Source organism: Amycolatopsis sp. NPDC021455 (assembly GCF_040640995.1).
In the GTDB taxonomy this organism is placed as follows: Bacteria; Actinomycetota; Actinomycetes; order Mycobacteriales; family Pseudonocardiaceae; genus Amycolatopsis.
Window position 1 is genome coordinate 21454 of record NZ_JBFACT010000011.1, and the last position, 25405, is coordinate 46858.

Annotated in this window: 22 protein-coding genes, 2 tRNA genes and 1 other RNA gene; 16 read left to right on the forward strand and 9 right to left on the reverse strand. The window is 69.7% G+C overall.

The genetic code is table 11. The annotated features are described in order from the left end of the window. Window positions 1-46 precede the first annotated feature (46 nt). On the forward strand, window positions 47-1153 hold the full coding sequence (locus AB0G28_RS16255) for a PDZ domain-containing protein (RefSeq protein ID WP_361088931.1): 1107 nt from the start codon (window positions 47-49) through the stop codon (window positions 1151-1153). Here the strand turns inward: AB0G28_RS16255 and AB0G28_RS16260 are convergent. Beyond that, entirely contained in the window at window positions 1150-1701 is a 552-nt protein-coding gene (locus AB0G28_RS16260; protein ID WP_361088933.1) for a PPA1309 family protein, read from the reverse strand. The genes AB0G28_RS16255 and AB0G28_RS16260 overlap by 4 nt on opposite strands. Before the next feature lie 149 nt (window positions 1702-1850). Between AB0G28_RS16260 and AB0G28_RS16265 the strand changes: the two genes are divergently transcribed. Further along, window positions 1851-4850, forward strand: a complete 3000-nt coding sequence (locus AB0G28_RS16265; protein ID WP_361088935.1) for a UPF0182 family protein — start codon at window positions 1851-1853, stop codon at window positions 4848-4850. A gap of 67 nt (window positions 4851-4917) precedes the next feature. Next, a tRNA-Met gene (locus AB0G28_RS16270) sits at window positions 4918-4991 on the forward strand. A gap of 347 nt (window positions 4992-5338) precedes the next feature. On the opposite strand, the gene AB0G28_RS16275 is transcribed toward AB0G28_RS16270, so the two are convergent. Continuing rightward, window positions 5339-6790, reverse strand: a complete 1452-nt coding sequence (locus AB0G28_RS16275) for an FAD-dependent monooxygenase (protein WP_361088937.1) — start codon at window positions 6788-6790, stop codon at window positions 5339-5341. A gap of 94 nt (window positions 6791-6884) precedes the next feature. Between AB0G28_RS16275 and AB0G28_RS16280 the strand changes: the two genes are divergently transcribed. From AB0G28_RS16280 to AB0G28_RS16315, 8 genes are all read left to right on the forward strand, one after another. Then, window positions 6885-7496, forward strand: coding sequence for a TetR/AcrR family transcriptional regulator C-terminal domain-containing protein (locus tag AB0G28_RS16280; protein ID WP_361088939.1), 612 nt, complete (start codon window positions 6885-6887; stop codon window positions 7494-7496). Window positions 7497-7540: 44 nt separating this feature from the next. After that, window positions 7541-7617 (forward strand) — tRNA-Met (locus AB0G28_RS16285). A 412-nt stretch (window positions 7618-8029) separates the two neighbouring features. Continuing rightward, on the forward strand, window positions 8030-8530 hold the full coding sequence (locus AB0G28_RS16290) for a helix-turn-helix transcriptional regulator (protein WP_361088941.1): 501 nt from the start codon (window positions 8030-8032) through the stop codon (window positions 8528-8530). Between the two features lie 63 nt (window positions 8531-8593). Next, window positions 8594-9691: a peptide chain release factor 2 gene (prfB, locus tag AB0G28_RS16295; RefSeq protein WP_361088943.1), complete on the forward strand. Its 1098-nt coding sequence runs from the start codon at window positions 8594-8596 to the stop codon at window positions 9689-9691. Window positions 9692-9803: 112 nt separating this feature from the next. Then, window positions 9804-10493: a cell division ATP-binding protein FtsE gene (ftsE, locus tag AB0G28_RS16300; RefSeq protein WP_043776592.1), complete on the forward strand. Its 690-nt coding sequence runs from the start codon at window positions 9804-9806 to the stop codon at window positions 10491-10493. 45 nt (window positions 10494-10538) lie between these two features. Further along, window positions 10539-11432, forward strand: a complete 894-nt coding sequence (ftsX, locus tag AB0G28_RS16305) for a permease-like cell division protein FtsX (protein ID WP_361088945.1) — start codon at window positions 10539-10541, stop codon at window positions 11430-11432. Window positions 11433-11478: 46 nt separating this feature from the next. Further along, on the forward strand, window positions 11479-11961 hold the full coding sequence (gene smpB, locus AB0G28_RS16310; protein ID WP_361088947.1) for an SsrA-binding protein SmpB: 483 nt from the start codon (window positions 11479-11481) through the stop codon (window positions 11959-11961). Beyond that, window positions 11958-12851, forward strand: coding sequence for an amidohydrolase family protein (locus AB0G28_RS16315; RefSeq protein WP_361088949.1), 894 nt, complete (start codon window positions 11958-11960; stop codon window positions 12849-12851). Before smpB ends, AB0G28_RS16315 begins: the two co-directional genes overlap by 4 nt. A gap of 67 nt (window positions 12852-12918) precedes the next feature. On the opposite strand, the gene AB0G28_RS16320 is transcribed toward AB0G28_RS16315, so the two are convergent. The 5 genes from AB0G28_RS16320 to AB0G28_RS16340 form a co-directional block, all read right to left on the reverse strand. After that, window positions 12919-14241, reverse strand: a complete 1323-nt coding sequence (locus AB0G28_RS16320; RefSeq protein WP_361088951.1) for an acyltransferase — start codon at window positions 14239-14241, stop codon at window positions 12919-12921. 94 nt (window positions 14242-14335) lie between these two features. Then, window positions 14336-14560: a hypothetical protein gene (locus AB0G28_RS16325; RefSeq protein WP_361088953.1), complete on the reverse strand. Its 225-nt coding sequence runs from the start codon at window positions 14558-14560 to the stop codon at window positions 14336-14338. Window positions 14561-14676: 116 nt separating this feature from the next. Then, a complete protein-coding gene (locus AB0G28_RS16330; protein WP_285455598.1) occupies window positions 14677-15318 on the reverse strand; it encodes a response regulator transcription factor in 642 nt (213 codons plus the stop codon). 39 nt (window positions 15319-15357) lie between these two features. After that, window positions 15358-16488, reverse strand: a complete 1131-nt coding sequence (locus AB0G28_RS16335) for a sensor histidine kinase (RefSeq protein ID WP_361088955.1) — start codon at window positions 16486-16488, stop codon at window positions 15358-15360. Continuing rightward, the gene (locus AB0G28_RS16340) at window positions 16485-17159 is read right to left on the reverse strand and encodes a sensor domain-containing protein (RefSeq protein ID WP_361088957.1); all 675 of its coding nucleotides are present in this window, start codon (window positions 17157-17159) and stop codon (window positions 16485-16487) included. Before AB0G28_RS16340 ends, AB0G28_RS16335 begins: the two co-directional genes overlap by 4 nt. Window positions 17160-17313: 154 nt before the next feature. Between AB0G28_RS16340 and ssrA the strand changes: the two genes are divergently transcribed. Together ssrA and AB0G28_RS16350 are read left to right on the forward strand one after the other, a co-directional pair. Then, window positions 17314-17685, forward strand: a transfer-messenger RNA (tmRNA) gene (ssrA, locus tag AB0G28_RS16345). Between the two features lie 762 nt (window positions 17686-18447). Further along, complete coding sequence (locus AB0G28_RS16350; RefSeq protein ID WP_361088959.1) at window positions 18448-18657, forward strand: hypothetical protein; 210 nt, start codon at window positions 18448-18450, stop codon at window positions 18655-18657. A 23-nt stretch (window positions 18658-18680) separates the two neighbouring features. Here the strand turns inward: AB0G28_RS16350 and AB0G28_RS16355 are convergent, their stop codons facing one another. Continuing rightward, on the reverse strand, window positions 18681-19940 hold the full coding sequence (locus AB0G28_RS16355; RefSeq protein WP_361088961.1) for a GGDEF domain-containing protein: 1260 nt from the start codon (window positions 19938-19940) through the stop codon (window positions 18681-18683). A 97-nt stretch (window positions 19941-20037) separates the two neighbouring features. Further along, the gene (locus AB0G28_RS16360; RefSeq protein WP_361088963.1) at window positions 20038-20820 is read right to left on the reverse strand and encodes an IclR family transcriptional regulator; all 783 of its coding nucleotides are present in this window, start codon (window positions 20818-20820) and stop codon (window positions 20038-20040) included. A gap of 196 nt (window positions 20821-21016) precedes the next feature. Here AB0G28_RS16360 and hutH point away from each other — a divergent pair, with 196 nt between their 5' ends. Genes hutH through AB0G28_RS16375 form a run of 3 tightly spaced genes read left to right on the forward strand, consistent with a single transcriptional unit; the run spans window position 21017 to window position 25391 of the window. Beyond that, window positions 21017-22543, forward strand: a complete 1527-nt coding sequence (gene hutH / locus AB0G28_RS16365) for a histidine ammonia-lyase (RefSeq protein ID WP_361088965.1) — start codon at window positions 21017-21019, stop codon at window positions 22541-22543. A gap of 2 nt (window positions 22544-22545) precedes the next feature. After that, complete coding sequence (gene hutU / locus AB0G28_RS16370; protein WP_361088967.1) at window positions 22546-24198, forward strand: urocanate hydratase; 1653 nt, start codon at window positions 22546-22548, stop codon at window positions 24196-24198. After that, on the forward strand, window positions 24195-25391 hold the full coding sequence (locus AB0G28_RS16375) for an allantoate amidohydrolase (RefSeq protein ID WP_361088969.1): 1197 nt from the start codon (window positions 24195-24197) through the stop codon (window positions 25389-25391). The genes hutU and AB0G28_RS16375 overlap by 4 nt, the downstream gene beginning before the upstream one ends. Window positions 25392-25405: the final 14 nt, after the last annotated feature.

Below are 25405 nucleotides of genomic sequence, written 5' to 3' on the forward strand. Positions count from 1 at the left end.
GTGGCCTTCACCGGGAAGCGAACGCGGTCACCGTACGCTGTCGGTCGTGACCAAGTCCTCCGAGGAGACCGCCCCCGCGAAGAGCGCCCCGGAACCGGCGGCGGAGCCGGCCGGCGAGGCCCGGCGGATGACCCGCCGCGGCTGGACACTGGTGGTCAGCGGCTCGCTGTTCCTGATCTTCGTGGTGCTCGGCTCGGTCGTGCCGGTGCCGTTCGTGGCGATCAGCCCCGGCCCCACCTACGACACGCTCGGTCGCGACGCGGCGGGCAACCCGGTCATCCAGGTCACCGGGCACGAGACCCAGCAGACCACCGGCGAGCTGCGGATGACGACCGTCTCCCTGCACGACGGCGTCACCCTGTTCCAGGGCCTCGGCTTCTGGGCCAGCGGCCGGTTCGCGCTCGCGCCGCGCGAGGAGTACTTCAAGCCCGGCGAGACGAACGAGCAGGTCAAGCAGGAGAACATCCAGCAGCTGCAGGACTCGCAGACGAACGCCCAGGTCGCCGCCCTGCGCAAGCTCGGCTACCCGATCAAGGTGCTGGCCAAGCAGATCGTCTCCGGCAGCCCGGCCGACCACGTGCTCGCCCCGGGCGACCGGCTGATCACGGTCAACGGCAAGAAGATCGTCGAGGCCGCGGACGTGCGGGCCGCGCTGACCGGCACCCAGCCCGGCCAGACCGTCCAGATCACCTTCCAGTCCGACGGCCAGCCCGAGCGGACAGTGCCGCTCACGCTCGCCTCGCGCCCCGACCGCAAGGAGGGCTTCATCGGCCTCACCGCGGTCGACCGCGCCGACGCGCCGTTCACCGTGAACATCTCCCTGCAGGACGTCGGCGGCCCGTCGGCCGGGCTGATGTTCACCCTCGCCATCATCGACCGGCTGCAGCCCGGCGACCTCGCGGGCGGGCGGCACATCGCCGGCACCGGCGAGATCACCGAGACCGGCGAGGTCGACCCGATCGGCGGGATCTCGTTCAAGGTCGTCGGCGCCCGCGAGGCCGGCGCCACCGACTTCCTGGTGCCGGAGCACAACTGCGCCGAAGCCAAGACCGCCGCGCCCGCCGGGCTCAACCTCATCAAGGTGTCCACACTGGACGACGCGCTCGCCCAGCTGGCCAACCTCAAGGCGGGGCGCCCGACCGCGTCCTGCTAGGGAAGAAGTGTCGCTTTGAGCGCTTCGACCAGGTTCGGGGCCAGGTCGGGGCTTTCCACGATCTCGTCGATCGACTCGTCCGTTCCTTCGGCCGTCCCGATGCCGCGCAGCCGCATCACGCAGGCGCCTTCGCCGTCGCGCAGGACGGCGGCCACCAGGCGGGCCTCCGTCCGCTGCGGGTGGTCGGCGGCCGCGCGGCGCAGGCTCTCCGCGTCCGCCTCGGCGACGTCCGGCAGCTCCGACTCCGAGCCCGGCGGGAGCACGATGATCTCCTGGGCCAGCGCGCACCCGATGACCAGGTCCGGCCAGGCGATCCGGCCCAGCGCCTCGGCCAGGTCGCCCTCCGGCAGCGCTTCCTGGGCCACCGGGGTCAGCGGGTTCGCCCGGTCGAGCTGCCCGGCCAGCTCCGGCTGCTCGTCCAGCAGCGCCGCTGTCGGCACCAGCGCGAACAGCTGCGGCGGCTGGTCCCAGCCACTCGCGGCCATGAAGTCCTCGATCTCACGGGCGAGCGCGGCCACGCCGGCCTGTCGCGCTTCGTTCGCTGCCATGCGCACATCGTGTCAGGTCGACCTGCGCGGCGACGCCGCGAGTCCGGTTTGGGCGGGTCCCGGGAACTCCACCGGGCATCCGTAGAGTTAGGGAATCAGGGGGCGCACGCGCCCCTGCTCAAGTGTTCACGAAGACAGGAGCGTGTGCCGTGGCGACTCGGCCCCCGGTGAGCCTGCCGAAGCTGTCCCGGCGGAGCCGGATCCTCCTCATCATCGCCGCGGTGATCGTGCTGGCGCTGTTGCTCGGGGCCCGCCTCCTCGACACGTACGTCGACTGGCTGTGGTTCGGCGAAGTCGGCGCGCGGTCGGTGTTCACCACCCAGGTGGTGACCCGGATCATCCTGTTCTTCGCCGTCGGCCTGCTCGTCGGCGGCGCGCTGGCGGTGAGCCTGATGATCGCCTACCGGACGCGCCCGGTGTTCGTGCCGATCTCCGGCGCCGACGACCCGCTGGCGCGCTACCGCTCCGCGATCGTCGCCCGCATCCGCCTCTTCGGCATCGGCATCCCGGTGCTCACCGGCCTCATCGCCGGGCTGTCCGCCCAGGGCGACTGGCAGGTCGTGCAGCTGTTCCTCAACGGCACCTCGTTCGGCCAGACCGACCCCGAGTTCGGCAACGACGTCGGCTTCTACGCCTTCGACCTGCCCTTCTACAACTGGCTCCTCGGCTGGCTGTTCATCACCGTCGTCATCTCCTTCTTCGGCGCGCTGATCTCGCACTACGTCTTCGGCGGCATCCGGCTGGCCGGCAAGGGCGGCCAGCTCGCCGGCCCGACCCGCGCGCAGCTCGCCATCACCGTCGGCCTGTTCGTGCTGCTGAAGGCGATCGAGTACTTCTTCGACCGGTACAACCTGCTGCTGTCCGACCGCGGCATGCCGCTGTTCGTCGGCGCCACCTACACCGACCTCAACGCGGTCCTGCCGGCCAAGCTGATCCTGCTGTGCATCTCGGTGATCTGCGCGATCGCGTTCTTCGCCGGCGCCTTCCTGCGCAACCTGCAGCTCCCGGCCATCGCCCTGGTGCTGCTGATCCTCTCCAGCATCCTCGTCGGCGTCGCGTGGCCCGCCATCCTCGACCAGTTCTCGGTCAAGCCGAACGCGAACGAGAAGGAAGCGACGTCCATCCAGCGCAACATGGACGCCACCCGCCGCGCCTACGGCCTCACCGACGTCCAGTACCAGCCCTACACCGGCAGCTCGTCCGCCACGCCGGACCAGATCAAGGCCGACAACGGGACGATGTCGAACATCCGGCTGCTCGACCCGAACATCCTCTCCGACACCTTCACCCAGCGCGTCGGCCGCGAGAACTTCTACGGCTTCCCGGCCAAGCTCGACATCGACCGCTACACCGTCGGCGGCGTGACGCAGGACTACATCGTCGCCGCCAAGGAGATCAAGACCGAGGGCCTGACCGGCAACCAGACCAGCTGGATCAACAAGCACCTCGTCTACACCCACGGCAACGGCTTCGTCGTCGCTCCCGCCAACACCATCGACCGCGCGGTCAAGGACGCCAACTCCGACGGCGGCTACCCGATCGCCACCACCAGCGACACCCAGAACCCGACCGGCGCCGGCGCGCCCGCGCCCGGCCAGCCCGGCATCGAGGTCAAGGAACCCCGCATCTACTACGGCGAGCTGTCCGCCGCGGAATCCGACTACGCCATCGTCGGCGGCACCTCCGGCAACGCGCCCGGTGAATACGACACGACGACCGACCGCTACACCTACAAGGGCACCGGCGGCGTCCCCATCGACAACTGGTTCAACCGCCTGGCCTTCGCCGCCGAGTACGGCGAACGGAACATCCTGTTCTCCGACGCCATCGGCGACAACTCGAAGATCATGTACAACCGCGACCCGCGCGACCGCGTCAGCAAGGTCGCCCCGTGGCTGACCCTCGACGGCGACCCGTACCCGGCGGTCGTCGACGGCAAGATCCAGTGGATCGTCGACGGCTACACCACGCTCAACAACTTCCCGTACGCCCAGCAGACCCAGCTCGGCGCGGCCACCAACGACTCCCTCAACGGCGTCGCCCGGCAGGCCAACAGCTCCATCAACTACATCCGCAACTCGGTCAAGGCCACGGTCGACGCCTTCAACGGCACCGTCACCCTGTACTCGATCGACGACAAGGAACCCGTCCTCAACGCCTGGGAGAAGGTCTTCCCCGGACTCGTGAAGCCCAGCTCCGAGATCTCCCCGGACCTGCGTTCCCACTTCCGCTACCCCGAGGACCTCTTCAAGATCCAGCGTGAGCTGCTGTCCCGCTACCACGTCAGCAACCCGCAGGAGTTCTACTCCCAGCAGGCGTTCTGGAGCGTCCCGCAGGACCCGACCGCCGAAGGCGGCTCCAACCCGGCCGCGGCCGGCGCCGCCAACCAGCCCGGCTACTACGTCCTGGCCAACACCCCCGGCCAGACCAAGTCGACGTTCCAGCTGACCAGCTCCCTCACCGGCCTCCAGCGCCAGTACCTCGCGTCCTGGATGTCCGTCTCGTCCGACCCCGGCGACTACGGAAAGATCCGCGTCCTCCAGCTACCCAGCGCGGCGACCGGAGCCACCCAGGTCGACGGCCCGGTCCAAGTCCAGAACCGGTTCCAGAGCGACTCCCGCGTCGCCCAGGACCGCACCCTGTTCAACAACCCCAACGTCACCCCCATCTACGGCAACCTGATCACACTCCCGGTCGCCGACGGCTTCCTCTACGTCGAACCCGTCTACATCCGGCAGCGAAACCAGAACAGCTACCCGCAGCTGGCCCGCGTCCTCGTCTCCTACGGACCCAAGGTCGGCTACGGCGCGACCCTCCAGGAAGCCCTGGACCAGGTCTTCGGCGCCGGCACCGGCGAGGCCACGACCACGCCACCCCAAGCGGGGCAGCCGACGACGACACCACCGACCACCCCCACCAGCCCGACGACGACACCACCCAACACCGGCGGCGGCAACGCGGCCCTCGACAAGGCGGTGGCCGACATCCAAGCCGCCATCGCCAAACTCAAAGCCGCCCAGCAATCCGGCAACTTCACCGACCAAGGCGCCGCACTCGCCGCACTGGACGCGGCCGCCAGGGCCTACGAAGCCGCCAAGACCGCCGCCCCCGGCACCAGCGCACCCCCCAGCACCCCACCGGGAAGGTGACCTCGCTTACCCTCGCGGCACCTGCTTTGCACCCCCGAGAAACCAGGGCGTAAGGTAGGTACCACGACGCGGGGTGGAGCAGCTCGGTAGCTCGCTGGGCTCATAACCCAGAGGTCGCAGGTTCAAATCCTGTCCCCGCTACAGAGGTTGGGAGGGCTGTGCTCGCCAAATCGGCGGGCCGGCCCTCCTTCGCATTTGCCCTGGGGGTCGAACCCCCAGACCCCCGCCAGGGGGCTTCGCCGCCCCTGGACCCCCCTGCGCGTGGTTGCCCCAGGGAGGGCAGTGGGCTTCCGCACCTGCTCGAGTTCATGAGGGTGCCCCTCAGGCAACTGGGCCCGGTGCGGTTGCGCCGGGGTGGACCGCACGCTGAAGCGGGACCGGCACTCCACCCAGACCTCCCCCGCCGCCCCGATACGAAGCCGAAACACGGACGGCAGTGCCGGGTCAAGGCACGCTTTCCCGCCTTGACGCGGCACTGCCGGCCGTAGTCATAATCGGGCTTCGGGGTGGTGGGTCCCCGAGCCGGCGGAAAGCCAGCCTGAGGTTGAGCCGGTCGAGGCCACGTAACCGTCCGGGCGTACCAAGATCTTCTCCAGATCCGGCCAGGGGAGTTCCGAAACCTCCACGACCTCCACCTCCGGATGCGGAGGTTCGGCTGGAGTTTTCGTCAGCAGAACGAACTTTCCTTTGTGGAATCGGTCGCTCGCGAAGCCGTCGCCTACGGGGAAGTCCGGTAGCCGGGCCCCCGCTGCCGGATGGGTTTCCCCAGTTCCGTACTTGATGCTCAACCCGGAGACCAATCCTGACAAGTGATGCTGGACCTCCGGCAGCTCTGCCAAGTCTCTGAAGAGGGCTCGTAGGGCCAACTGGTCCTTCGTCAGCGGGATCAGAGCGTTCTGCGCCGCGACGTTGTCCAGGACCTGCTTGGCCACCTCACGGCGCTCGGACTCGTACGTGTCCAGGAGATGTGGCGGAGCTTGGTTCCTCAGCTCTGCCGCCAGCTTCCAGCCCAGGTTCATCGCGTCCTGGACGCCCAGGTTCAAGCCCTGGCCTCCCGCCGGGAAGTGGATGTGCGCGGCGTCGCCTGCCAGGAAGACCCGGTCTACCCGGTACTTCGCCGCCAGGCGGCTGTCGTCCGAGAACCGGGATGCCCAGCGGATCTCCGCGATCTTCGCCTCAGGGCCGAAGCGCTCTTCGACCGCTGCGCGGACTTCGTCGTCGGTGACCTTCGCCCGGAGGTTTTCCGGGCGGTGCAGGCGGTCGCCGAAACTTACGCGGTACAGGTTCGGTTCGTTCAAGGGGATCACGCCCACGAACTTGCCCGGGCTCCGCGATGTCACCATTTTGTCCATCGAGCGCCACTTCGTCGGAGCTTCCGGCGGGGGCGCCTCGAACAGCACGTCCGCCGAGACGCCGTGGCCCCTTCCTTCCGTTCCTTCGAACGGGATGTTCAACGCCTTGCGTACCGCGCTGCGTCCTCCGTCGCAGCCCACCAGGTAGGCCGCTCGCACTCGGAGGTCGCCCGCGGTGACCGTCACCCCCGCGGCGTCCTGCGAGAACGCGGTCAGCTCGTGGCCTCGCCTCACTCGGACGCCCTGCTCGGCCAGCCGCTCCTCCAGCGTTGCCTCCACCTCCGCCTGGGGGATGCCCAGCTGGTAGGGGTGGCGGGTGTTCCAGCCCGTGTAGCTCACCGGGATCACCGCGAAGTGTCCGTCCGCGACTGTCGCGAACGACCTGTTCTCCGCCCGGCCCAGCAGGCCCCGTAGGTCCAGGATCTCCGCGGTGCGGGGCTGGAGGTTCAGGGCCTTCGACAGGCCCGTTCGCTCGTGCATCCGCTCGAGCAACTGAACGTCCACTCCGGCCAGTGCCAGCTCGTTCGCCAGCATCAAGCCCGTCGGCCCCGCTCCGGCGACGACCACCTCCGCCGTCAGCTCTTCCATCCCCAGCTCCTTAACAACGTTAAATTGACCTGTTCCGAGGATGCCCTTAACATCGTTAAACTGTCAACCCGGTGAACTGAGTGATCGGTGAAAAATGGCTCTGAGCAGGCAGGACATCGCGCGATCCGGGCTCAAGCTGCTCAACGAAGTCGGACTGAACGGCCTCACGCTCCGGCTGATCGCCGCCGATCTCGGCGTCAAAGCGCCGGCGCTCTACTGGCACTTGAAGAACAAGCAGGAGCTGCTCGACGAGATGGCGACGCAGATGTACCGCGACTCCGCCGAGGAGCGGGCGACGCCCGCGTCGCTGGGGGAATGGGACGTCGTCGCGCACCGGGCGCGGGCGCTGCGCCGCATGATGCTGGCCTACCGCGACGGCGGGAAGGTCTTCTCCGGGACCTATCTCGCCGACCTGAGCCTGGTCGGGGAGCATCCGCTGCGCCGGAGCATCGAGGCCGGGCTGGACGAGGGGCGGGCCAGTCGCGCGACCTTCACCGTGTACTGCTTCGTCATCGGTTACGTGATCGAGGAGCAGGCCGTCCGTCCGATGCCGGGGGAGTTCGACGAGCGGTACCGCGAGACGGCGGGTGAGGCCGTGCTCGGGGACGCCGACGTACGGTTCGAGGACGGCCTGGCGATGGTCCTCAGTGGAGTCCGCGGCTGGCTCGAAACCCCTGGTCAGCCGGGTTCGGGGACCCCGGTGTAAACGCGATGGAAGCACCGTGTAATCTTCTTCAAGTACCACAACGGCGCGGGGTGGAGCAGCTCGGTAGCTCGCTGGGCTCATAACCCAGAGGTCGCAGGTTCAAATCCTGTCCCCGCTACCACGGCAGAGGCCGGTGTTCGCAGAATTTGCGGACACCGGCCTCTTTCGCGTTGCGATGAAGTCGAACTCTCAAACGCCTGTCAAGCGGCCTTCATCCCTTCGGATTCCCCGTTCCGGGCGCCATTTTCTACGAATCCCGTGATTCGGCCGTTGTTTGCGGGTGGTTGCGGTGCGTGTTCGGTGTCCGCCAAGCCGGGGAAGGCCGCCTGCCGAAGTCACCTGCCTGGACGGTGCCGCGGCGGTGCGTGTGCGGCTTTTCGGACCAAGGCGTGACCCCGGTGGTTGCACAGCGTATCCAGGGTCCACAGTGGACCCGGTCGCGTTGGGCCGAACGAGGGGATCTCACTAGCCACAATGGACAGATCTGCAGACCACTGTGGACACAGCGGTCGATAAGTGGGAATGTAGAGGACGTGTCCGAATTGAATGCAACAGCCGCCGCCCTGCTCGGTCTGCTCCACGACGGTCCCGCCACCGGCGGGCAGCTCGTCGCCGGAGCCGGAGAGCGGTTCGGTGCCTTCTTCAGCGTCACCCGCAGCCAGGTGTACCGGGAGCTCCCGGCGCTGTCCAAGGAAGGCCTCGTCCGGCTCGGCAAGCAGGGCCCGCGCTCCAGCCAGCAGTACCTGATCACCGCCGCCGGCAAGAAGGCCTTCAAGGCCTGGCTGACGTCCGAAGCCGGCCCCGACCACCTGCGAAGCCCGCTCATCCTGCGGCTCGTGCACGCCGGCTCGCTGACGGCGAAGCAGCGCCAGTCGCTGCTCGACTCCGCCCGGGCCAGCTACAGCCAGCAGCTCGACGACGCGCGGGCGGCCACCAAGGCGGCCGACGGGCCGTACGAGAAGGCCGTCGCCGAGTTCGCCCAGGCGCAGGCCAAGGCCGCGCTGAAGCTGCTCGACGCCATCCCCGCGGCCTGAGGTTCGCGCACCCACGACCGGTCCTCGCAACCGGTCGTGGGTTTTGCCGTAACCTTGACAAACGTGAGTGATGAGTTCGACGCGGCACTGAAGGACCTGGCCGGCAAGCTGACGCAGATCGAGTCGGTGATGGACCTGGATGCGCTGCGTGCCCAGGTGGCCGACCTGGAGCAGCAGGCCTCGAGCCCCACCCTCTGGGACGACCCGGAGGCGGCGCAGAAGGTCACCAGCCAGCTGTCCCACCGGCAGGGCGAGCTGCGCCGGGTCTCCGACCTGCGCCAGCGGCTCGACGACCTGGGCGTGCTGTACGAGCTCGCCGAGGCCGAGGGCGACTCCGGCAGCATGGGCGAGGCCGAGACCGAGCTCGCCGACCTCGGCAAGGCCATCGACGGCCTCGAGGTCCGCACCCTGCTCTCGGGCGAGTACGACGACCGCAACGCCGTCGTCACGATCCGCTCCGAGGCCGGCGGCGTCGACGCGGCCGACTTCGCCGAGATGCTGCTGCGCATGTACCTGCGCTGGGCGGAGCGCCACGGCTACCCGACCGACGTCTACGACATCTCCTACGCCGAAGAGGCGGGCATCAAGTCGGCGACGTTCAAGGTCAGCGCCCCCTACGTCTACGGCACCCTCTCGGTCGAGCAGGGCACCCACCGGCTCGTCCGGATCTCGCCGTTCGACAACCAGAGCCGCCGCCAGACGTCGTTCGCGCACGTCGAGGTGCTGCCCGAGGTCGAAGAGGTCGACCACGTCGACATCCCGGAAAAGGACATCCGGGTCGACGTCTACCGCTCGTCGGGCCCCGGTGGGCAGAGCGTCAACACGACCGACAGTGCGGTGCGCATCACGCACATCCCGACGAACATCGTCGTCTCCTGCCAGAACGAGAAGTCGCAGCTGCAGAACAAGGCGGCCGCGATGAAGGTCCTCCAGGCGCGGCTGCTGCAGCGCAAGAAGGAGGAAGAGCGCAAGGAGATGGACGCGCTCAAGGACGGCGGCTCGAGCTGGGGCAACCAGATGCGCTCCTACGTGCTGCACCCGTACCAGATGGTGAAGGACCTGCGGACCGAGTTCGAGGTCGGCAACCCGACCGCGGTGCTCGACGGCGACATCGACGGCTTCCTCGACGCCGGCATCCGCTGGCGCAAGCAGAGCGGCTGATCGGCGCAGCGGGTGTTTGCCCGACCGCTCACCGTACGCAAACACCCGCTGCTCCACCCGGGTGGACCGGGCAACCGGGGCTTCACGAGACCGGTGGGTAGTATGCCGAATCGTGATCCGGCTCGAAGAGGTTTCCAAGGTCTACAAGACCTCGACGCGGCCCGCGCTCGAGCGGGTGTCCGTCGACATCGAAAAGGGTGAGTTCGTCTTCCTCATCGGTCCCTCGGGATCGGGGAAGTCGACCTTCCTCCGGCTCCTGCTGCGCGAAGAGACGCCGACCAAGGGCCGCGTGATGGTGTCCAACTTCGACGTCGCCAAGCTGGCCCGCCGCCGGGTCCCCCGCCTGCGGCAGACCATCGGCTGCGTGTTCCAGGACTTCCGGCTGCTGGCCAACAAGACCGTCGCGGAGAACGTCGCGTTCGCCCTCGAAGTCATCGGCAAGCCCGGCCCGACCATCAAGAAGGTCGTCCCCGAGGTGCTGGAGCTCGTCGGCCTCGACGGCAAGGCCGACCGGCTGCCCAACGAGCTCTCCGGTGGTGAGCAGCAGCGCGTCGCGATCGCGCGCGCGTTCGTGAACCGCCCGCTGGTGCTGCTCGCCGACGAACCGACGGGGAACCTGGACCCCGACACCAGCCAGGACATCATGCTGCTGCTGGAGCGGATCAACCGCACCGGCACGACCGTCCTGATGGCCACCCACGATCACTCCATCGTGGACTCCATGCGGCGCCGAGTCGTCGAGCTGCAGCTCGGCCGGGTGATCCGCGACGACGCCCGCGGCGTCTACGGCATCGGTCGCTGACCGCCCCGCCCGCCAAGCCCCCGACCCCAAGGACCTGCACCCGCCATGCGCGCCAGTTTCGTCTTCAGTGAGGTAGTCACCGGCCTGCGCCGGAACGTCACGATGACCATCGCGATGATGCTGACCACGGCCGTGTCGCTCGCCATGCTCGGCGGCGGCCTCCTGGCCGTCCGGACGATCGACAAGATGAAGGCCAACTTCCTCGCCGACGTCGAGGTTTCGGTCTACCTCACCGACGACATCAGCGCGAACGACAAGAACTGCACCCAGGCGCTGTGCCAGTCGCTGCGCTCGGACCTGCAGAGCAACAACGGCGTCGAGTCGGTCGTGTTCGAGAACCGCGACCAGGCCTTCGCCCGCTTCAAGAAGATCTTCGAGAGCCAGCCGGAGCTGATCGCGCTCACCGGTCCCGAGTCGCTGCCCGCGTCGCTGCACGTGAAGCTGAAGGACCCGGACCGCAGCGACGCGATCGTGCAGGAGTACGCGACCAAGCCGGGCGTGCGGAAGGTCGACGACCAGAAGAAGTTCCTCGACCGCGTGTTCAACGCCTTCAACGGCGTCCGCAACATGGCCTTCGGCGCCGCGCTCATCATGGCCATCGCCGCGCTGCTGCTGATCGCCAACACGATCCAGGTGTCCGCGTTCACCCGCCGCACCGAGGTCGGCATCATGCGGCTGGTCGGCGCGACGCGGTGGTACACACAGCTGCCGTTCCTCCTGGAGGCGGTGGTCGCCGGCGTGGTCGGTGCGGTCCTCGGGATCATCATGCTGATCATCACGAAGGCCGGCTTCCTGGACTCGGTGTTCACCGGGGACGTGTTCCCGAAGATCACCATGCTGGAGCTGCTGTTCCCGGTCGCGCCGATCCTGCTGGCGGTGTCCGTGGTGATCTCCGCCATCACCGGGTACGTCACGCTGCGGCTGTACGTCCGGCACTAGGTTTAACCGGCTGCTTGCCGCCCTGAGAATCACGTAGAGTGGTCGTATGCCCAAGGAACGTGGCCAGAAGGTGATCGTGTCGAACCGCAAGGCGCGGCACGATTACTCAATCCTCGACACCTACGAGTGCGGTCTCGTGCTCGTCGGCACCGAGGTCAAGAGCCTGCGCGAGGGCAAGGCGTCGCTGGCGGACGCGTTCGCGACGGTCGACGACGGCGAAGTCTGGCTCCGCAACGTGCACATCCCGGAGTACACGCAGGGCACGTGGACCAACCACATGCCGCGGCGGACCCGGAAGCTGCTGCTGCACCGGCGGGAGATCGAGAAGCTCATCGGCAAGACCAAGGAGAGCGGCCTCTCGCTGGTGCCGCTGTCGATGTACTTCAAGGACGGCAAGGTCAAGGTCGAGATCGCCCTGGCGAAGGGCAAGAAGGCCTACGACAAGCGGCAGGCGCTGGCCAAGCGGGACGCGCAGCGGGACATCAGCAAGGCGATGGGCCGCGCGCTGAAGGGCCGGTTCACGGAGTGACGCCCGGCCCGGCCGACGACGCCGACGTCGCGCGGTGGACGGCGTCGCTGGGCCTGCCGGGTCTGGTGGACCTGCACGTCCACTTCCTGCCGAAGCCGGTGATGGACAAGGTCTGGGCGTACTTCGACCGGGCCTCGACGCACTACGGCACGGCGTGGCCGGTGTTCTACCGGACGTCCGAAGAGGACCGGCTGGCCACGCTGCGATCGCTCGGCGTCCTGAAGTTCGCGCCACTGGTCTACCCGCACAAGCCGGGGATGGCGGAGTGGCTGACCTCGTGGGCGCTCAAGTTCGCCGCGAGGGTCCCGGACGCCGTGCCGACCGGCACGTTCTACCCGGAGCCTGGCGCTGGGTCCGCTGTGGACGGTGCGCTGCGGGCCGGTGCCCGGGTGTTCAAAGCGCACGTGCAGGTCGGCGCATACGACCCGCGTGACGACCTGCTGAAACCGGTGTGGGGTGCGCTGGCCGACGCCGGCGTCCCGGTCGTCGTCCACTGTGGACACGGTCCGTTGCGGGGTGACTTCACCGGGTTGTCGGTGTTCGAAGAGGTCCTGGCGCGGCACCCGAACCTGACGGCGGTGCTCGCGCACGCGGCGATGCCGGAGTTCGGGACGGCGTTCGACCTGATGGCGAAGTACCCGCGGGTGCACCTGGACACCACGATGGTCGGGGTGCCGTTCGCCGAGGCGATGTCGCCGCTGCCGCCGGACTGGACCGCGCGGCTGGCCGGGTTCGCCGATCGCGTGGTGCTCGGCACGGACTTCCCGAACATCCCGTACTCGTACGCGACGCAGTTGCAGGCGATCGCCGGCTGGGCGGCCGACGATCGCCTGGAGGAGCCGTTCCTGCGCGCGGTCCTGCACGACACCCCGCTGCGCCTGCTCAGCTGACCCGCCGAATGTCCGTGAAGGCCTCCTTCCCGGCTCTTATGGCCGGGAAGGAGGCCTTCACGGACATTCACCGCCGGAGTGCGGCGCGTTCGCTCACGGTGACCGCGCGGCCCAGCAGCTCGACCACCGGGATCTGCTTGCCCGCCAGGAAGAATCCGGCCGTCGCCAGGGCCACCCACGGCAGCGGGCCGCCCGCGATGCCGTCCGAGAGCGGGGCGAACCCGTGGGCCGCCAGGCCGAGCAGGCCGCCGGAGATCATCAGGCCGGCGACGACCAGCTGCGGCATCCGCACCGTCACCGCGGCGGTGTCGCGCCGCATCTCGAAGTGGGCGAACAACCGCAGCAGGCCCAGCAGGACCAGCCCGCACACCGCGAACCACGCCGGCGCCATGACGAACCAGAACACCGTGCCCGGCTCGGGCGTCTGGTAGCCGAGGCCGTACACCGTGACCCCCGCGACCACGATCAGCGCCGGCATGTGCCAGAGGTAGACGCTCATGAACCGCGCGCCGAGCCAGCCGAGGGCGTCGCCGGCGACGGGACGCGCCGCGAGCGCGTTGAGCTGCGGGCGGAAGGCCAGCAGCAGGCCGATCTGGCCGACGGCGAGGAAGGCCAGCAGCACGGTCGGCGGGCTCATGTTCGACACCGGCGCGCCCGGCATGCCGATCATGCTGGCCGGGTATGGCCCGAACGCGACCAGCAGCGCGGTGATGCCGAAGCCGGCGGCGGACAGCGTCAGCGCGCCGCGGCGGGTCAGCGTGCCGAGGCGGCCTTCGACGTAGTGGAAGCCCAGCTGGTGCACCGCGACCCAGACGAACACGGCGTTGAGGTAGCCGACGTAACCGAAGTCGTTGAAGCGGGCGACGTCGACGAGCACTCCCGCGACGGCCATGACCAGCGGCACCTTCAGCCCCCAGCGCCGGTGCGCGGCGACCATGACCGGCGTGAGCAGCACGACGAGGACGTACACCGCGAGGAACCACAGCAGCTGCGCGGCGATCGCGCTCGCGACCTGCACCGGCTGGGGTGGCACGCCGAGGCCGCGGAGGAAGTCCGGCATGACCAGCCAGACGGCCACCAGCGGCAGCACCGGCACCATCAGGCGCCGGATGCGGCCGGCGAGCCACTTCCGCGTGGTGTCCGCGCGGCGGAACGAGATCAGGTTCGCCGCACCCCCGGCGAAGAAGACCAGCGGCATGACCTGGCTGAGCCACGTGACGATCCACCAGCCGGGCGTCGCGAGGGCGTTGCCGGTCGCGAGGCGGCCGTCGGAATAGGACAGCACCGGCATGATCCAGTGCTGGGCGATGACGGCGAGGATGGCCCCCGCCCGGACGACGTCGAGAAACCTGTCCCGGCCGCCGCTCGCGACCCCCTGGCTTGTCTGCATGCCGTTCAGCCTGGTCGCTTCGACCTGCGAAAACAGCGGTGCTGACCGGCGTCTTGGGGGTCCTGTCCACCCCCGGCGGATACGGGGGTTCTCCCTACCTCAGGCCGTCCGGCTCGGGTTCGTGCTGCGTCGCCGCGACGCGGTATTCCCAGCCCGTCTCGGTGAGGCCGAGTTCGTAGCGCGTCTCGATCTTCGGGCCGCCGTGCAGGTGGATGTGCCGGATGACGGTGCCGGGCACCGGTTCGGCGTCGCCGAGCTCCTGGACGCGGCCGTCGAGCGGTCCGCCGAAGAAGCGGACGCACCGAGATCCGTCGGACATCTGCGCTCCTCTCCGGCGGGTTCGCTCATGGTAGGTGAGCGATCAGGGGGGTGCCGCCCGCGGAACGGGTGACCCTTTGTCCACTCTACGGGAACTTCGGTGACGGAGAGTTCTGCTCAGCGGCCGAGGTAGGTCAGCACGGCGCGGACGCGGCGGTGTTCCTCCGCGCTCGCTTCCAGGCCGAGCTTCGAGAAGATGTTGCCGATGTGCTTCTCGACCGCGCCGTGGGAGACCACGAGTGAGTTCGCGATCGCCGTGTTCGACAAGCCCTGGGCCATCAGGCCCAGCACTTCCGACTCGCGGGCCGTCAACGCGTCCAAGGGGTTGCGGCGGCCGCGGGCCATCAGCTGGGCGATGACGTCCGGGTCGATCGCCGTGCCGCCGTTGGCCACCCGGCGGACGGCGTCGAGGAAGTCCGCGACGTCCGCCACGCGCTCCTTCAGCAGGTAGCCGACCCCGCCGGCGCCGCCCGAGAGCAGCTCCACCGCGTACGACTCCTCGACGTACTGCGAAAGCACCAGCACCGGCAGCCCCGGGACCTCCTTGCGCGCCGCCAGCGCCGCGCGCAGCCCCTCGTCGGTGAACGTCGGGGGCATCCGGACGTCCACGATGGCCAGGTCAGGGCGGTGTTCCTTGACCGCGCCGAGCAGGTCGTCCCCGTTGTCGACGGCCGCGGCCGTCTCGATGCCCTCGTCGGCGAGCAGGCGGGTCACCCCGGCCCGCAACAGCACGGCGTCCTCGGCGATGACTACCCGCATCCGGCCCCCAAGCTCGTGGATGAACGGGGTCCAGCCTATTCACCACTGGCAGGGGAGGTCAGCCCGGATCACGGTCGGCCCGCCGACGGGGCTGACCACGGTGATGACGCCGTCGATCGTCGCGGCGCGGTCGGCCAGGCCGGCCAGCCCGCCGCCGGGGCGCACCTCGGCGCCGCCGTGACCGTTGTCGGTGATCTCGACGACGACGTGGTCGTCGGTCCGCCACACCTTCACGGTCGCTTCGGTCGCGCCGGAGTGCTTCGCGATGTTCGTCAGGGTCTCGCCGACGATGAAGTACGCCGTCGTCTCCACCGCCGCCGGCGGCCGCGGGTCGACGTCCACCGAGACGTCCACCGGAATCGGCGACTTCGCCGCCTGCGCCGACAGCGCCGCGTCCAGCCCCCGGTCACCGAGCACGGCCGGGTAGATCCCGCGCGCGAGGTCCCGCAGCTCCGACACCGCCAGCTTCGCGTCCGAATGCGCCTCGGCGATCAGCTCCCGCACCGCCTCCGGGTCCTGGTCGAACTTCGACTTCGCCCGCCCCAGGCTCATCGCGACCGCCACGAGCCGCTGCTGAGCACCGTCGTGGAGGTCACGCTCGATGCGGCGCCGTTCCGCCTCCGCCGCGTCGACGCCCCGAGCCCGCGAAGCCTGCAGCCGTTCGGCCTTCTGCTCCAGCCGCTTCGTGCGATCCGGACCCAGCAGCGCGAGCCCCAGCTCCCCGTGCAGCCAGCCCAGCCACGGCGTCACCCAGATCGCCATCGGCAGCAGCACGATCGACGCCAGCGCGATCCCGAGCTCGGCACACGCCAGCGGGAACGCGGCCATCAGGTAGGCCAGGTCCCGCCACGTCGTCGTGTCGCTCAACCGCACGACCCACCGCCGCAGCAGCGGCAGGCCGTCGTACGGACGCCGCTCCACCGGCGGCAACGGCACCCGCAGCATCATGCCCAGCCACTCGCGCTCCCGGTCGCCCGACCAGCGGATGAAGCTCGTCGTCGCGAGCAGGATCGGGAAGCCGACCCAGATCACCGCCGTCGACACCCCCACGGCGATCCCGGTGACGATCAGCACGAACTGCAGGAGCCGGAAGACGAAACTCACGATCATGTACACGATCGTGCGAGCCGGGTGCGGCCGCGCATGCTCCAGCCGCTGTGCCTCGCTCATCCCGCCACCAGGTTCTGCTCTTCGACGTCTTCCCACCAGCGCTCCATCCGACGGCGCTGCGCCACGGTCGGCCCCAGCAGCGCGTTCGCCACCCGGGCGTGCATCCCCGCCAGCGCCTTCGTCAGCGCGACCGACAAAGCGATGAACAACACCCCCAGCGCCGCCCACGGTAGCGCCTCCACCGCCGAATCCACGGTCAGCCACCGCAGATCCTCCGACGGGAAGTAGTACGCACCGCCCGGAAGCCACCGGTAGGAGACCGGCAGCGCCGCCAGCGCCAGGCTCGTCGACCAGAACGCCGTGACCAGCACGAACTCGACAAGGCCCAACGGGAAGAGGAGGAAGAAGTAAGCCAGGTCCCGCCACGTCGACGGATCCTTCAGCCGCGCCTTCCACCGCAGGCTCTGCTTACCGGCCGGCAACGGCAGGTAAGGAAGATCGACATACCGGTCCAGCAGCGCGTAGACCCGCGCACGCTCCATCCGCGCGGCCCCCCGCACCGCGAGAACGACGACCGCGAGCAGGCCCACACCCACCCACACCACCGCCGTCCCCAGCCCGGCCGCCGTGAACGACGTCAGCACCCCGAACGCGAGCACCCCGAGCGGCAGGTTCATCAGCAAGAACACCAGCGACCCACCGAACGGCGGATCCCGCCTTTCACCCACCATGACCAGGCTCCCTTCAACCGGACTCCAGCATCGCCGTTCGGCGCGCCCGGGGACATGGGGTGCGCGGGCATCCCCCCGGTAGGGCTGGCCCTACCCCACCGGGATCAAAACGGTGGCGGCACGCGTTATGATGGAGAGGTTGTGATCCCGACAAGGGGGTGAACGGTTTCGACTTTGGACGTTGAGTCAGGGGAAGCGTGCCGGTGCAGGCGAGAGACCACCGTAAGCGTCATCGCAAACCAATAAGCGCCAAGGTCAAGTACCAGCGCGACTACGAACTCGCCGCCTGAGCGAAGTTCTAGTCTGTCGGCCCGGGGACGCCTCCGACCCGGTAGCCGGCATCAGCTAGGAGGCTCAGCGACTGTCCCGGCCACGGGGAACAGCCGTGAAGCAAACAGTGGCTGGGCTCGTCACCTCAGCTTGTTCGCATGACTGAGGGAGCCAAGCAGAGACGAAGCGAACTGCGCACGGAGAAGCCCTGTCGATACGCCAGAGGACCCGGGTTCAATTCCCGGCACCTCCACTTCGAGAAGGCCCACGCCCCTTCGGGGCTGGGCCTTCTCTTCGTTCTCGGGTGTTTATCTGGGGGTCGAACCCCCAGACCCCCGCCAGGCGGGCTTCGCCCCCTGGACCCCCGCCCGAGGCTTCGCCCCGGTCCCCTTGTCTCGGGGCTTCGCCCCTGCGACTGGTTGGGGCTTCGCCCCTTGCCCCCTTCGGGCTTCGCCCTTCTTCCGGGGCTTCGCCCCGGACCCCGCGCTCGGGGTGCCGGCGAGTCGGTCTGGTGCGGGGTGGTGGTGGTTTGGTGTCCTGAACGACTCGTTCGGGACCTCCGATGACAGGAACGACTCGTTCAGGACATCAGGCGACAGGAACGAGTCGTTCAGGGCAGCGCAGGTCCGTCCGCGGAGAAGTCGTAGCGGCCCCCTTGGAGATGCCTCTCCGCGTGAACCGCACGCTGGAGCATGACTGGTGCTCCACCCAGACCCCTCCCACCGCCCCGATCCGAAGCCTGCACACGGCCGGCAGTGCCGGGTCAAGGCACGCTTTCCCGCCTTGACGCGGTGCTGCCGGCCGTCGTCACAATCTGGCGTCGGGGTGGTGGGCCCCTGAGCTGTGAGCTTGCCGGTCAAGGCGAACCAGCCCCGCCCAGCTTCGCCAGGCTACTCAGAGTGGTTGGCTGGGCTCTTTGTGCTGTGGTGGGGGTCACTTGTGGGTGAAATTCTTGTTAGTGTCATGCTGGGGTCCCGACCCATTGCTCCGCTTCCGCGGGGTTGGAAGTAGGTGCCAGATGACCTTGGCCCGCCCGCAAGGCAGCTCCGCTGCCCATGACGATGACAGCCGTATGGGGGTTATTCGGGCTGAGGAGGCCGAACGGCTTGCCGAACAAAATGATCGGGCTCTTCTCACCGTGGCCAGTCACTCCTCCGATGTCCGCGACTGTGCCGAGCTTCTCGCCATGCTCGGGCTCGATGTCGGGCGGCGGCAGCGGGCCGTCTGAACCCGTCTGAACCCGTCTGATCCTCAGACCAGGTCCGTTACGTGCACCACCTTGTTCCGGCCCGTCGCCTTTGCGTGGTAGAGCGCCGTGTCCGCTGCGTCCAGCAGGCGCTGCAGGGATGTTCCCGCTCTCGGGTAGACCGCTATTCCTATCGAGGTCGACAGGCCCGTGATCGCCGACTGTCCTGTTGGGACGGTCAGGGTGCTCACCGCCCTGCGGATTCGCTCTGCCAGGGGGCCTACGTCCAGCTGGTCGATGCCGGGGAGCAGTACTACGAACTCCTCGCCGCCGAAGCGGCCTACCGCGTCGTCCCGGCCTCGGACCGATGAGGTGATCGCCTGCGCCACCGCGCGCAGCACCGCGTCGCCTGCCAGGTGGCCGTAGGTGTCGTTGACCTGCTTGAAATGGTCCAGGTCCAGCATCAGCAAGCCGAACGTTCCGTTGTGGCGCTCGGCCTCCGCCAGGGTTCGCTCCGCCAGCGCGTGCCAGCCGGTCGTGTTGTAGAGGCCCGTTTTCTCGTCCCTGCGTACCGCCACCTCCAGCTGCTTCACCAGGACCGTCCGGTGCAGCAGCACCACCGGGGGCAACACCAGCGCCGCCAGGCCCGGCAACGTCACCAGCGCCAGCGCGTTCACCGCTCCCAGGCACAACGTCGCCAGCTCCAGGCCGTTGTCCGACCAGGTGCCGAACAACTCCACCGGTGTCCGGCCGATCCGGCGGCGGGCCGGCAGGACCAGCAAAGCGTTCACCACGAAGAACGTCAGTCCCGCCGCCACCACGGTGAACGTGCCCGCCCAGCCGTGTGCCGGTGCCGACCGGATGTCCTCGATGCCGGTCAGGCGCAGTGAGGCCTGGGCCGCGTAGCAGGAGAGCAGGATTATCGCCGCGTTGCTCACCGTCCGTGACGCCGGCACCCGCGGCAGGTGGTACCAGCTGCGCGTCGCCAGGTGCAGGTACAGGCCGCCGACCAGGATCGCCAGCAGCGCCGGGGGGAGCAGCAGGACCCCGGCGAACGTCCACGCCGATGTCATGTTGATGTGCGGAGGGCCCGACCTCCGGCGCTGGTTGCGCTCCACCTGCCGCCCGACTTCCGCCTGGGCCGTCCCGAGCACCAGCAACGCGCCCAGCACCAGCAGCGTCCGCCGGTCCACCGGCGGCGGGGCCGTCCGGAGGGCGAGCACCGCCGCGGCGACCTCGCTCGCCAGGCAGTACGCCACCACCCGCGGGCCCTGCCGCCACAACGCCCAACGCCGGGCCAGCCCCAAGCGCAGTCCGTTCCGCACCGGTGCCCCCTGGAAACCGCTGTCCAGCCACGGTAAGCACGCACCGGAACGGAATCGAGCCCCTCGGTGAGGAGTTGCCCCGATCGCACCAGCGCCGTCAGCCCGGGTGGCCGCCGATGCGCGTGGTCAGCTCGGCGGCCGTCGCCGCGACCTCCGCCGCCAGCTCCGGCCACGTCTCCTCGCACGGCTCCGCCGCGCAGTGGTGGCGCAAGGTCACGCTGATCGCCGCCAGGGGGCGGGCGCCGTGGTCGAACACCGGGCAGGCCACCGACGCGAAGCCGTCCGTGACGTGGCCGTCTTCGACCGACCAGCCCAGACGGCGCTCCGCCGTGAGCGTTCGGCGCAGCTCGGCCAGCGTGCGGGGGCCGCGGCCGGTGCGGAGGACGAACGCCGACGCCGACGGGAACAGCGCCCGGACGTGCGGCGGGGGCAGGTGGCGCAGGATCGCGCGGCCGGACGCCGTCAGCTGCGCCGGCAGGCGGACGCCGACCTCGGTCACCAGCGTCTCCGGGCGCGCCGGGCGTTCCTTGATCAGGTACAGCGACTCGTTGCCGTGCAGGACGCCCAGGTGCGCGGTGTGCCCGGCCCGGTCGACGAGCTTGCGCAGCAACGGCCCGGCCAGCCGTTCGAGCGGGTCGTGCCGCAGGTACGCCGAGCCCAGCTCGAACGCCGCGATGCCGAGGCCGTAGCGGCGTTCCGCGGGCAGGTGCACGACGAAACCGGCGGCCTCCAGCTCGTTGAGGAGGTGATACGTCGTCGACCGGGGCAGACCCGCCTCCCGGGCGATCGCCGCCGCCGTCACCGGGCCGGGACGCGTCGCCAGCAGGCGCAGCACGGCCAGCCCGCGGCGCAGCGCCGGAACCTCACTGCTCTCGCCCACGGCTCACCTCCGTCGGGCCCAAACGCCCCAATGTGGCGTTGGGTGCGTCCAACGCACCCAATGTGGCGTTCGGTGCGTCCAACGCAACCAACGCCACATTGGGGTGCTCGGGACCAGCGTAGCCGAGTCTGGGATACCAGACAGAACCACTCGTTCAGGCATCCCACCAGCGGTTCCGAAGGGGTGCAATGGGCCCATGCCGGAAAAAGTGCTCCTGGGCCCGGAGCCCCTGACCGCCGCCCAGGTCGTCGACGTCGTCCGCGGCCACGCGCCCGTCGGGCTCAGCGACGCGGCCGAGAAGAACCTCGCCGCGACGCGTCAGCACATCGAGAACCTCGCCCACGCCGTCACGCCGACCTACGGCGTCTCGACCGGCTTCGGCGCGCTCGCCACCCGTCACATCCCGGTCGAGAGCCGGACCGCGCTGCAGCGCAGCCTGATCCGCTCGCACGCCGCCGGCGCCGGGCCCGCCGTCGAGGCCGAGGTCGTCCGCGCGCTGATGCTGCTGCGGCTGCGGACCCTCGCCAGCGGTTACACCGGCGTCCGGCCGGGCACCGCGCAAACGCTTGCGGCCCTGCTCAACGCCGACATCACCCCGGTCGTCCACGAGTACGGCTCGCTCGGCTGCTCCGGCGACCTCGCGCCTCTCGCCGCCGTCGCGCTCGCGCTCATGGGCGAGGGCGAAGTGACGTACCGCGGCGAAGTCATGAAAGCGGAAGAAGCACTGAAGCGCGCCGGCATCGAGCCGGTCGTGCTCGCCGAGAAGGAGGGCCTGGCCCTCACCAACGGCACCGACGGCATGCTCGGCATGCTCCTGCTCGCCGCCGCCGACCTGCACCGGCTCTTCGACATCGCCGACCTCACCGCCGCGATGAGCGTCGAGGCCCTGCTCGGCACCGACCGCGCCTTCGCCGCCGACCTGCAGGCTCTCCGGCCGCACCCCGGGCAGGCGAAGTCGGCGGCCCGGATGTGGCAGGCGCTGCAGGGCTCGAAGATCGTCGAGAGCCACCGCGGCCCGGACTGCAACCGCGTCCAGGACGCCTACTCGCTGCGCTGTGCCCCGCAGGTCCACGGCGCCGCGCGCGACAGCCTCGCCCACGCCGAGCTCGTCGGCGAGCGCGAGCTGATGTCCGCTGTGGACAATCCGGTCGTCCTCGCCGACGGCCGCGTCGAGTCCAACGGCAACTTCCACGGCGCTCCCGTCGCGTACGTGCTCGACTTCCTGGCCATCCCGATCGCCGACGTCGCCAGCATCGCCGAGCGGCGCACCGACCGGATGCTCGACAAGGCGCGTTCGCACGGCCTGCCGCCGTTCCTCGCCGACGACCCCGGCGTCGACTCCGGGCACATGATCGCCCAGTACACGCAGGCCGCCGTGGTCAGCGAACTCAAGCGGCTCGCCGTCCCGGCGTCCGTGGATTCGATTCCGAGCAGCGCCATGCAGGAGGACCACGTCTCGATGGGGTGGTCGGCCGCGCGGAAGCTGCGCAAGGCCGTCGCCGGCCTGACCACCGTCCTCGCCATCGAGCTGCTGACGGCGGCCCGCGCGCTGGACTTCCGCGCGCCGCTGGAGCCGTCGCCGGTCACCGGCCGCGTCCGGGATCTCCTGCGTACCCAAGTGAACGGCCCCGGCCCGGATCGCCACCTGGCGCCGGAGATCGCGGCCGCCGAAGAACTCGTCCGCTCCGGCGCCGTCCTCGACGCCGCCCGTCTGGAGGTCTGAGAATGTCCCGCGTCGTCCGTGCCGCCCGCGGCACCCAGCTCACCGCCAAGTCGTGGCAGACCGAAGCCGCGCTGCGGATGTTCCACAACAACCTCGACGCGGAAGTCGCCGAGCGGCCCGAGGACCTCGTCGTCTACGGCGGCACCGGCAAGGCCGCCCGCAACTGGGCCAGCTTCGACGCGATCACGCGTGAACTGACCACTTTGGACGTCGACGAGACGCTGCTGGTGCAGTCCGGCAAGCCGGTCGGCGTGTTCCGCACGCACGAGTGGGCGCCGCGCGTGCTCATCGCGAACTCGAACCTGGTCGGCGACTGGGCGACCTGGCCGGAGTTCCGCCGCCTCGAGCAGCAGGGCCTGACCATGTACGGGCAGATGACCGCGGGCTCGTGGATCTACATCGGCACGCAGGGCATCCTCCAGGGCACTTACGAGACGTTCGCCGCGGTGGCGAAGAAGAAGTTCGGCGGGTCTTTGAAGGGCACGCTCACCGTGACCGCCGGCCTCGGCGGCATGGGTGGCGCGCAGCCGCTCGCCGTGACGATGAACGACGGCGTCGCGCTGGTCATCGAGTGTGATCCGCAGCGTGCGCACCGCCGCGTGGAGACGCGCTACCTCGACGAGGTGGCCGACGACCTCGACGACGCCATCGCCCGCGTCACCAAGGCCAAGCAGGAGAAGCGCGCGCTGTCGGTCGGCGTCGTCGGCAACGCCGCCGAGGTGCTGCCGGAGCTGCTGCGGCGGAACGTCGAGGTTGACATCGTCACCGACCAGACGTCGGCGCACGACCCGCTTTCGTACCTGCCCAAGGGCGTCAGCGTCGACGACTGGCACGACTACGCGGCCAAGAAGCCCGACGAGTTCACCGACCGCTCGCGCGAGTCGATGGCCGACCACGTCGAGGCCATGCTCGGCTTCCTCGACCGCGGGGCCGAGGTCTTCGACTACGGCAACTCCCTGCGCGGCGAGGCCAAGCTCGGCGGCTGCGAGCGCGCGTTCGACTTCCCGGGTTTCGTGCCCGCCTACATCCGGCCGCTGTTCTGCGAGGGCAACGGCCCGTTCCGCTGGGCCGCGCTCTCCGGTGACCCCGAGGACATCGCCGCGACCGACCGAGCGATGCTGGAACTGTTCCCGGAGAACGAATCCCTCGCCCGTTGGATCAAGATGGCCGGGGAACGCGTGGCGTTCCAAGGACTTCCGGCGCGAATCTGCTGGCTCGGTTACGGCGAGCGCCACCTGGCGGGCCTGCGGTTCAACGAGATGGTCGCCAGCGGCGAACTGAAGGCGCCGGTCGTCATCGGCCGCGACCACCTCGACTCCGGCAGCGTCGCCTCGCCGTACCGCGAGACCGAGGGGATGGCCGACGGCTCCGACGCGATCGCCGACTGGCCACTGCTCAACGCGCTGGTCAACACGTCGTCCGGCGCGAGCTGGGTCTCGATCCACCACGGCGGCGGCGTCGGCATGGGCCGGTCCATCCACGCCGGCCAGGTCAGCGTCGCCGACGGGACGCCGCTGGCCGCGCAGAAGCTGGAGCGCGTGCTCACCAACGACCCGGGCATGGGCGTCATCCGGCACGTCGACGCGGGTTACGACCGCGCGGCCGAGGTCGCCGGCGAGCGCGGCGTGCGGGTCCCGATGCGGGACGCCGAGTGAGTGCCTCCGGGCTCCTCGCCGAGATTGACGACGTCGGGCGCGACCCGAAGCGCGGCGGCTACTCGCGGCACGCCTTCGACTTGCCCGAGCAGGACCTGCGCGCGTGGTTCGGTGAGCGCGCGCTGGGTCTCGGGCTCGACGTCGACACCGACCACAACGGCAACATCTGGGCCTGGTGGGGGCCGCCGGGGCCGGACGCCGTCGTCACCGGCAGCCACCTCGACTCGGTCCCCGGCGGCGGGGCCTTCGACGGCCCGCTCGGCGTCGCGAGCGCGCTGGCCGCGGTGGAAACCCTGCAAGCGCGTGGGTTCCGGCCCGGGAAGCCGTTCGCCGTCGTCGTGTTCGCCGAGGAGGAGGGCGGCCGGTTCGGCGTCCCGTGCCTCGGCTCGCGGCTGCTCACCGGCACGATCGACGCCGACAAGGCGCGCGGGCTGCGGGACGCCGACGGCGTGACGTTCGCCGAAGCCGCCGCGAAGGCCGGCTTCGATCCCGGCCTGATCGGCGCCGATCCCGGACGGCTCGGGTTGGTCGGGAAGTTCCTCGAGCTGCACGTCGAGCAGGGACGTGGGCTGACCGACCTCGGCTCGCCGGTGGCCGTCGGGAGCACGGTTATCGCTCACGGACGGTGGCGGTTCTCCTTCAGCGGCCAGGGAAACCACGCCGGGGCGACGCTGCTGGCCGACCGGGCCGATCCGATGCTGCCCGCTGCCGCGACGGTCACCGCCGTCCGGCGACTGGCCCGCGCGGTGCCCGACGCGCGGGCGACCGTCGGCCGCCTGGTGCCCACGCCCGGTGGCACCAATGTCATCGCGTCCACTGTGGACCTGTGGCTCGACGCGCGGGTGCCCGGAACCGCGACCCCGGCGCTGGTCGAGGACATCGCCCGCGCGGCGGAAGCCGACGCCGCGGAAGAGGGCTGCCGGGTGACCGTGACGCGCGAGTCCTATTCGGACGATGTCGTGTTCGACGACACCCTCCGGCGTGACCTCGGTGGGTGGCTCGGCGCGCCGCCGGAGCTGCCGACCGGCGCCGGGCACGATGCGGCGATCCTCGCCGGATTCGTCCCGGCCGGGATGCTCTACGTGCGCAACCCGACCGGCATCAGTCACTCGCCGGAGGAGTTCGCGGAGGCCGAGGACGTCGAAGCCGGTGCCGCGGCGCTGGCCACGGTCCTGGAGCGGCTGGCGCGATGACCTTCAGCCCGCGG

Coding starts and splice junctions, on each gene's coding strand:
- AB0G28_RS16340 (WP_361088957.1), bottom strand. CDS start 17,159: ATGGTGGGTGAAAGGCGGGATCCGCCGTTCGGTGGGTCGCTGGTGTTC.
- AB0G28_RS16275 (WP_361088937.1), bottom strand. CDS start 6,790: ATGGAAGAGCTGACGGCGGAGGTGGTCGTCGCCGGAGCGGGGCCGACG.
- hutU (WP_361088967.1), top strand. CDS start 22,546: ATGTCCCGCGTCGTCCGTGCCGCCCGCGGCACCCAGCTCACCGCCAAG.
- smpB (WP_361088947.1), top strand. CDS start 11,479: ATGCCCAAGGAACGTGGCCAGAAGGTGATCGTGTCGAACCGCAAGGCG.
- AB0G28_RS16350 (WP_361088959.1), top strand. CDS start 18,448: ATGACCTTGGCCCGCCCGCAAGGCAGCTCCGCTGCCCATGACGATGAC.
- AB0G28_RS16335 (WP_361088955.1), bottom strand. CDS start 16,488: ATGAGCGAGGCACAGCGGCTGGAGCATGCGCGGCCGCACCCGGCTCGC.
- AB0G28_RS16260 (WP_361088933.1), bottom strand. CDS start 1,701: ATGGCAGCGAACGAAGCGCGACAGGCCGGCGTGGCCGCGCTCGCCCGT.
- AB0G28_RS16330 (WP_285455598.1), bottom strand. CDS start 15,318: ATGCGGGTAGTCATCGCCGAGGACGCCGTGCTGTTGCGGGCCGGGGTG.
- AB0G28_RS16320 (WP_361088951.1), bottom strand. CDS start 14,241: ATGCAGACAAGCCAGGGGGTCGCGAGCGGCGGCCGGGACAGGTTTCTC.
- AB0G28_RS16280 (WP_361088939.1), top strand. CDS start 6,885: ATGGCTCTGAGCAGGCAGGACATCGCGCGATCCGGGCTCAAGCTGCTC.
- AB0G28_RS16325 (WP_361088953.1), bottom strand. CDS start 14,560: ATGTCCGACGGATCTCGGTGCGTCCGCTTCTTCGGCGGACCGCTCGAC.
- ftsX (WP_361088945.1), top strand. CDS start 10,539: ATGCGCGCCAGTTTCGTCTTCAGTGAGGTAGTCACCGGCCTGCGCCGG.
- hutH (WP_361088965.1), top strand. CDS start 21,017: ATGCCGGAAAAAGTGCTCCTGGGCCCGGAGCCCCTGACCGCCGCCCAG.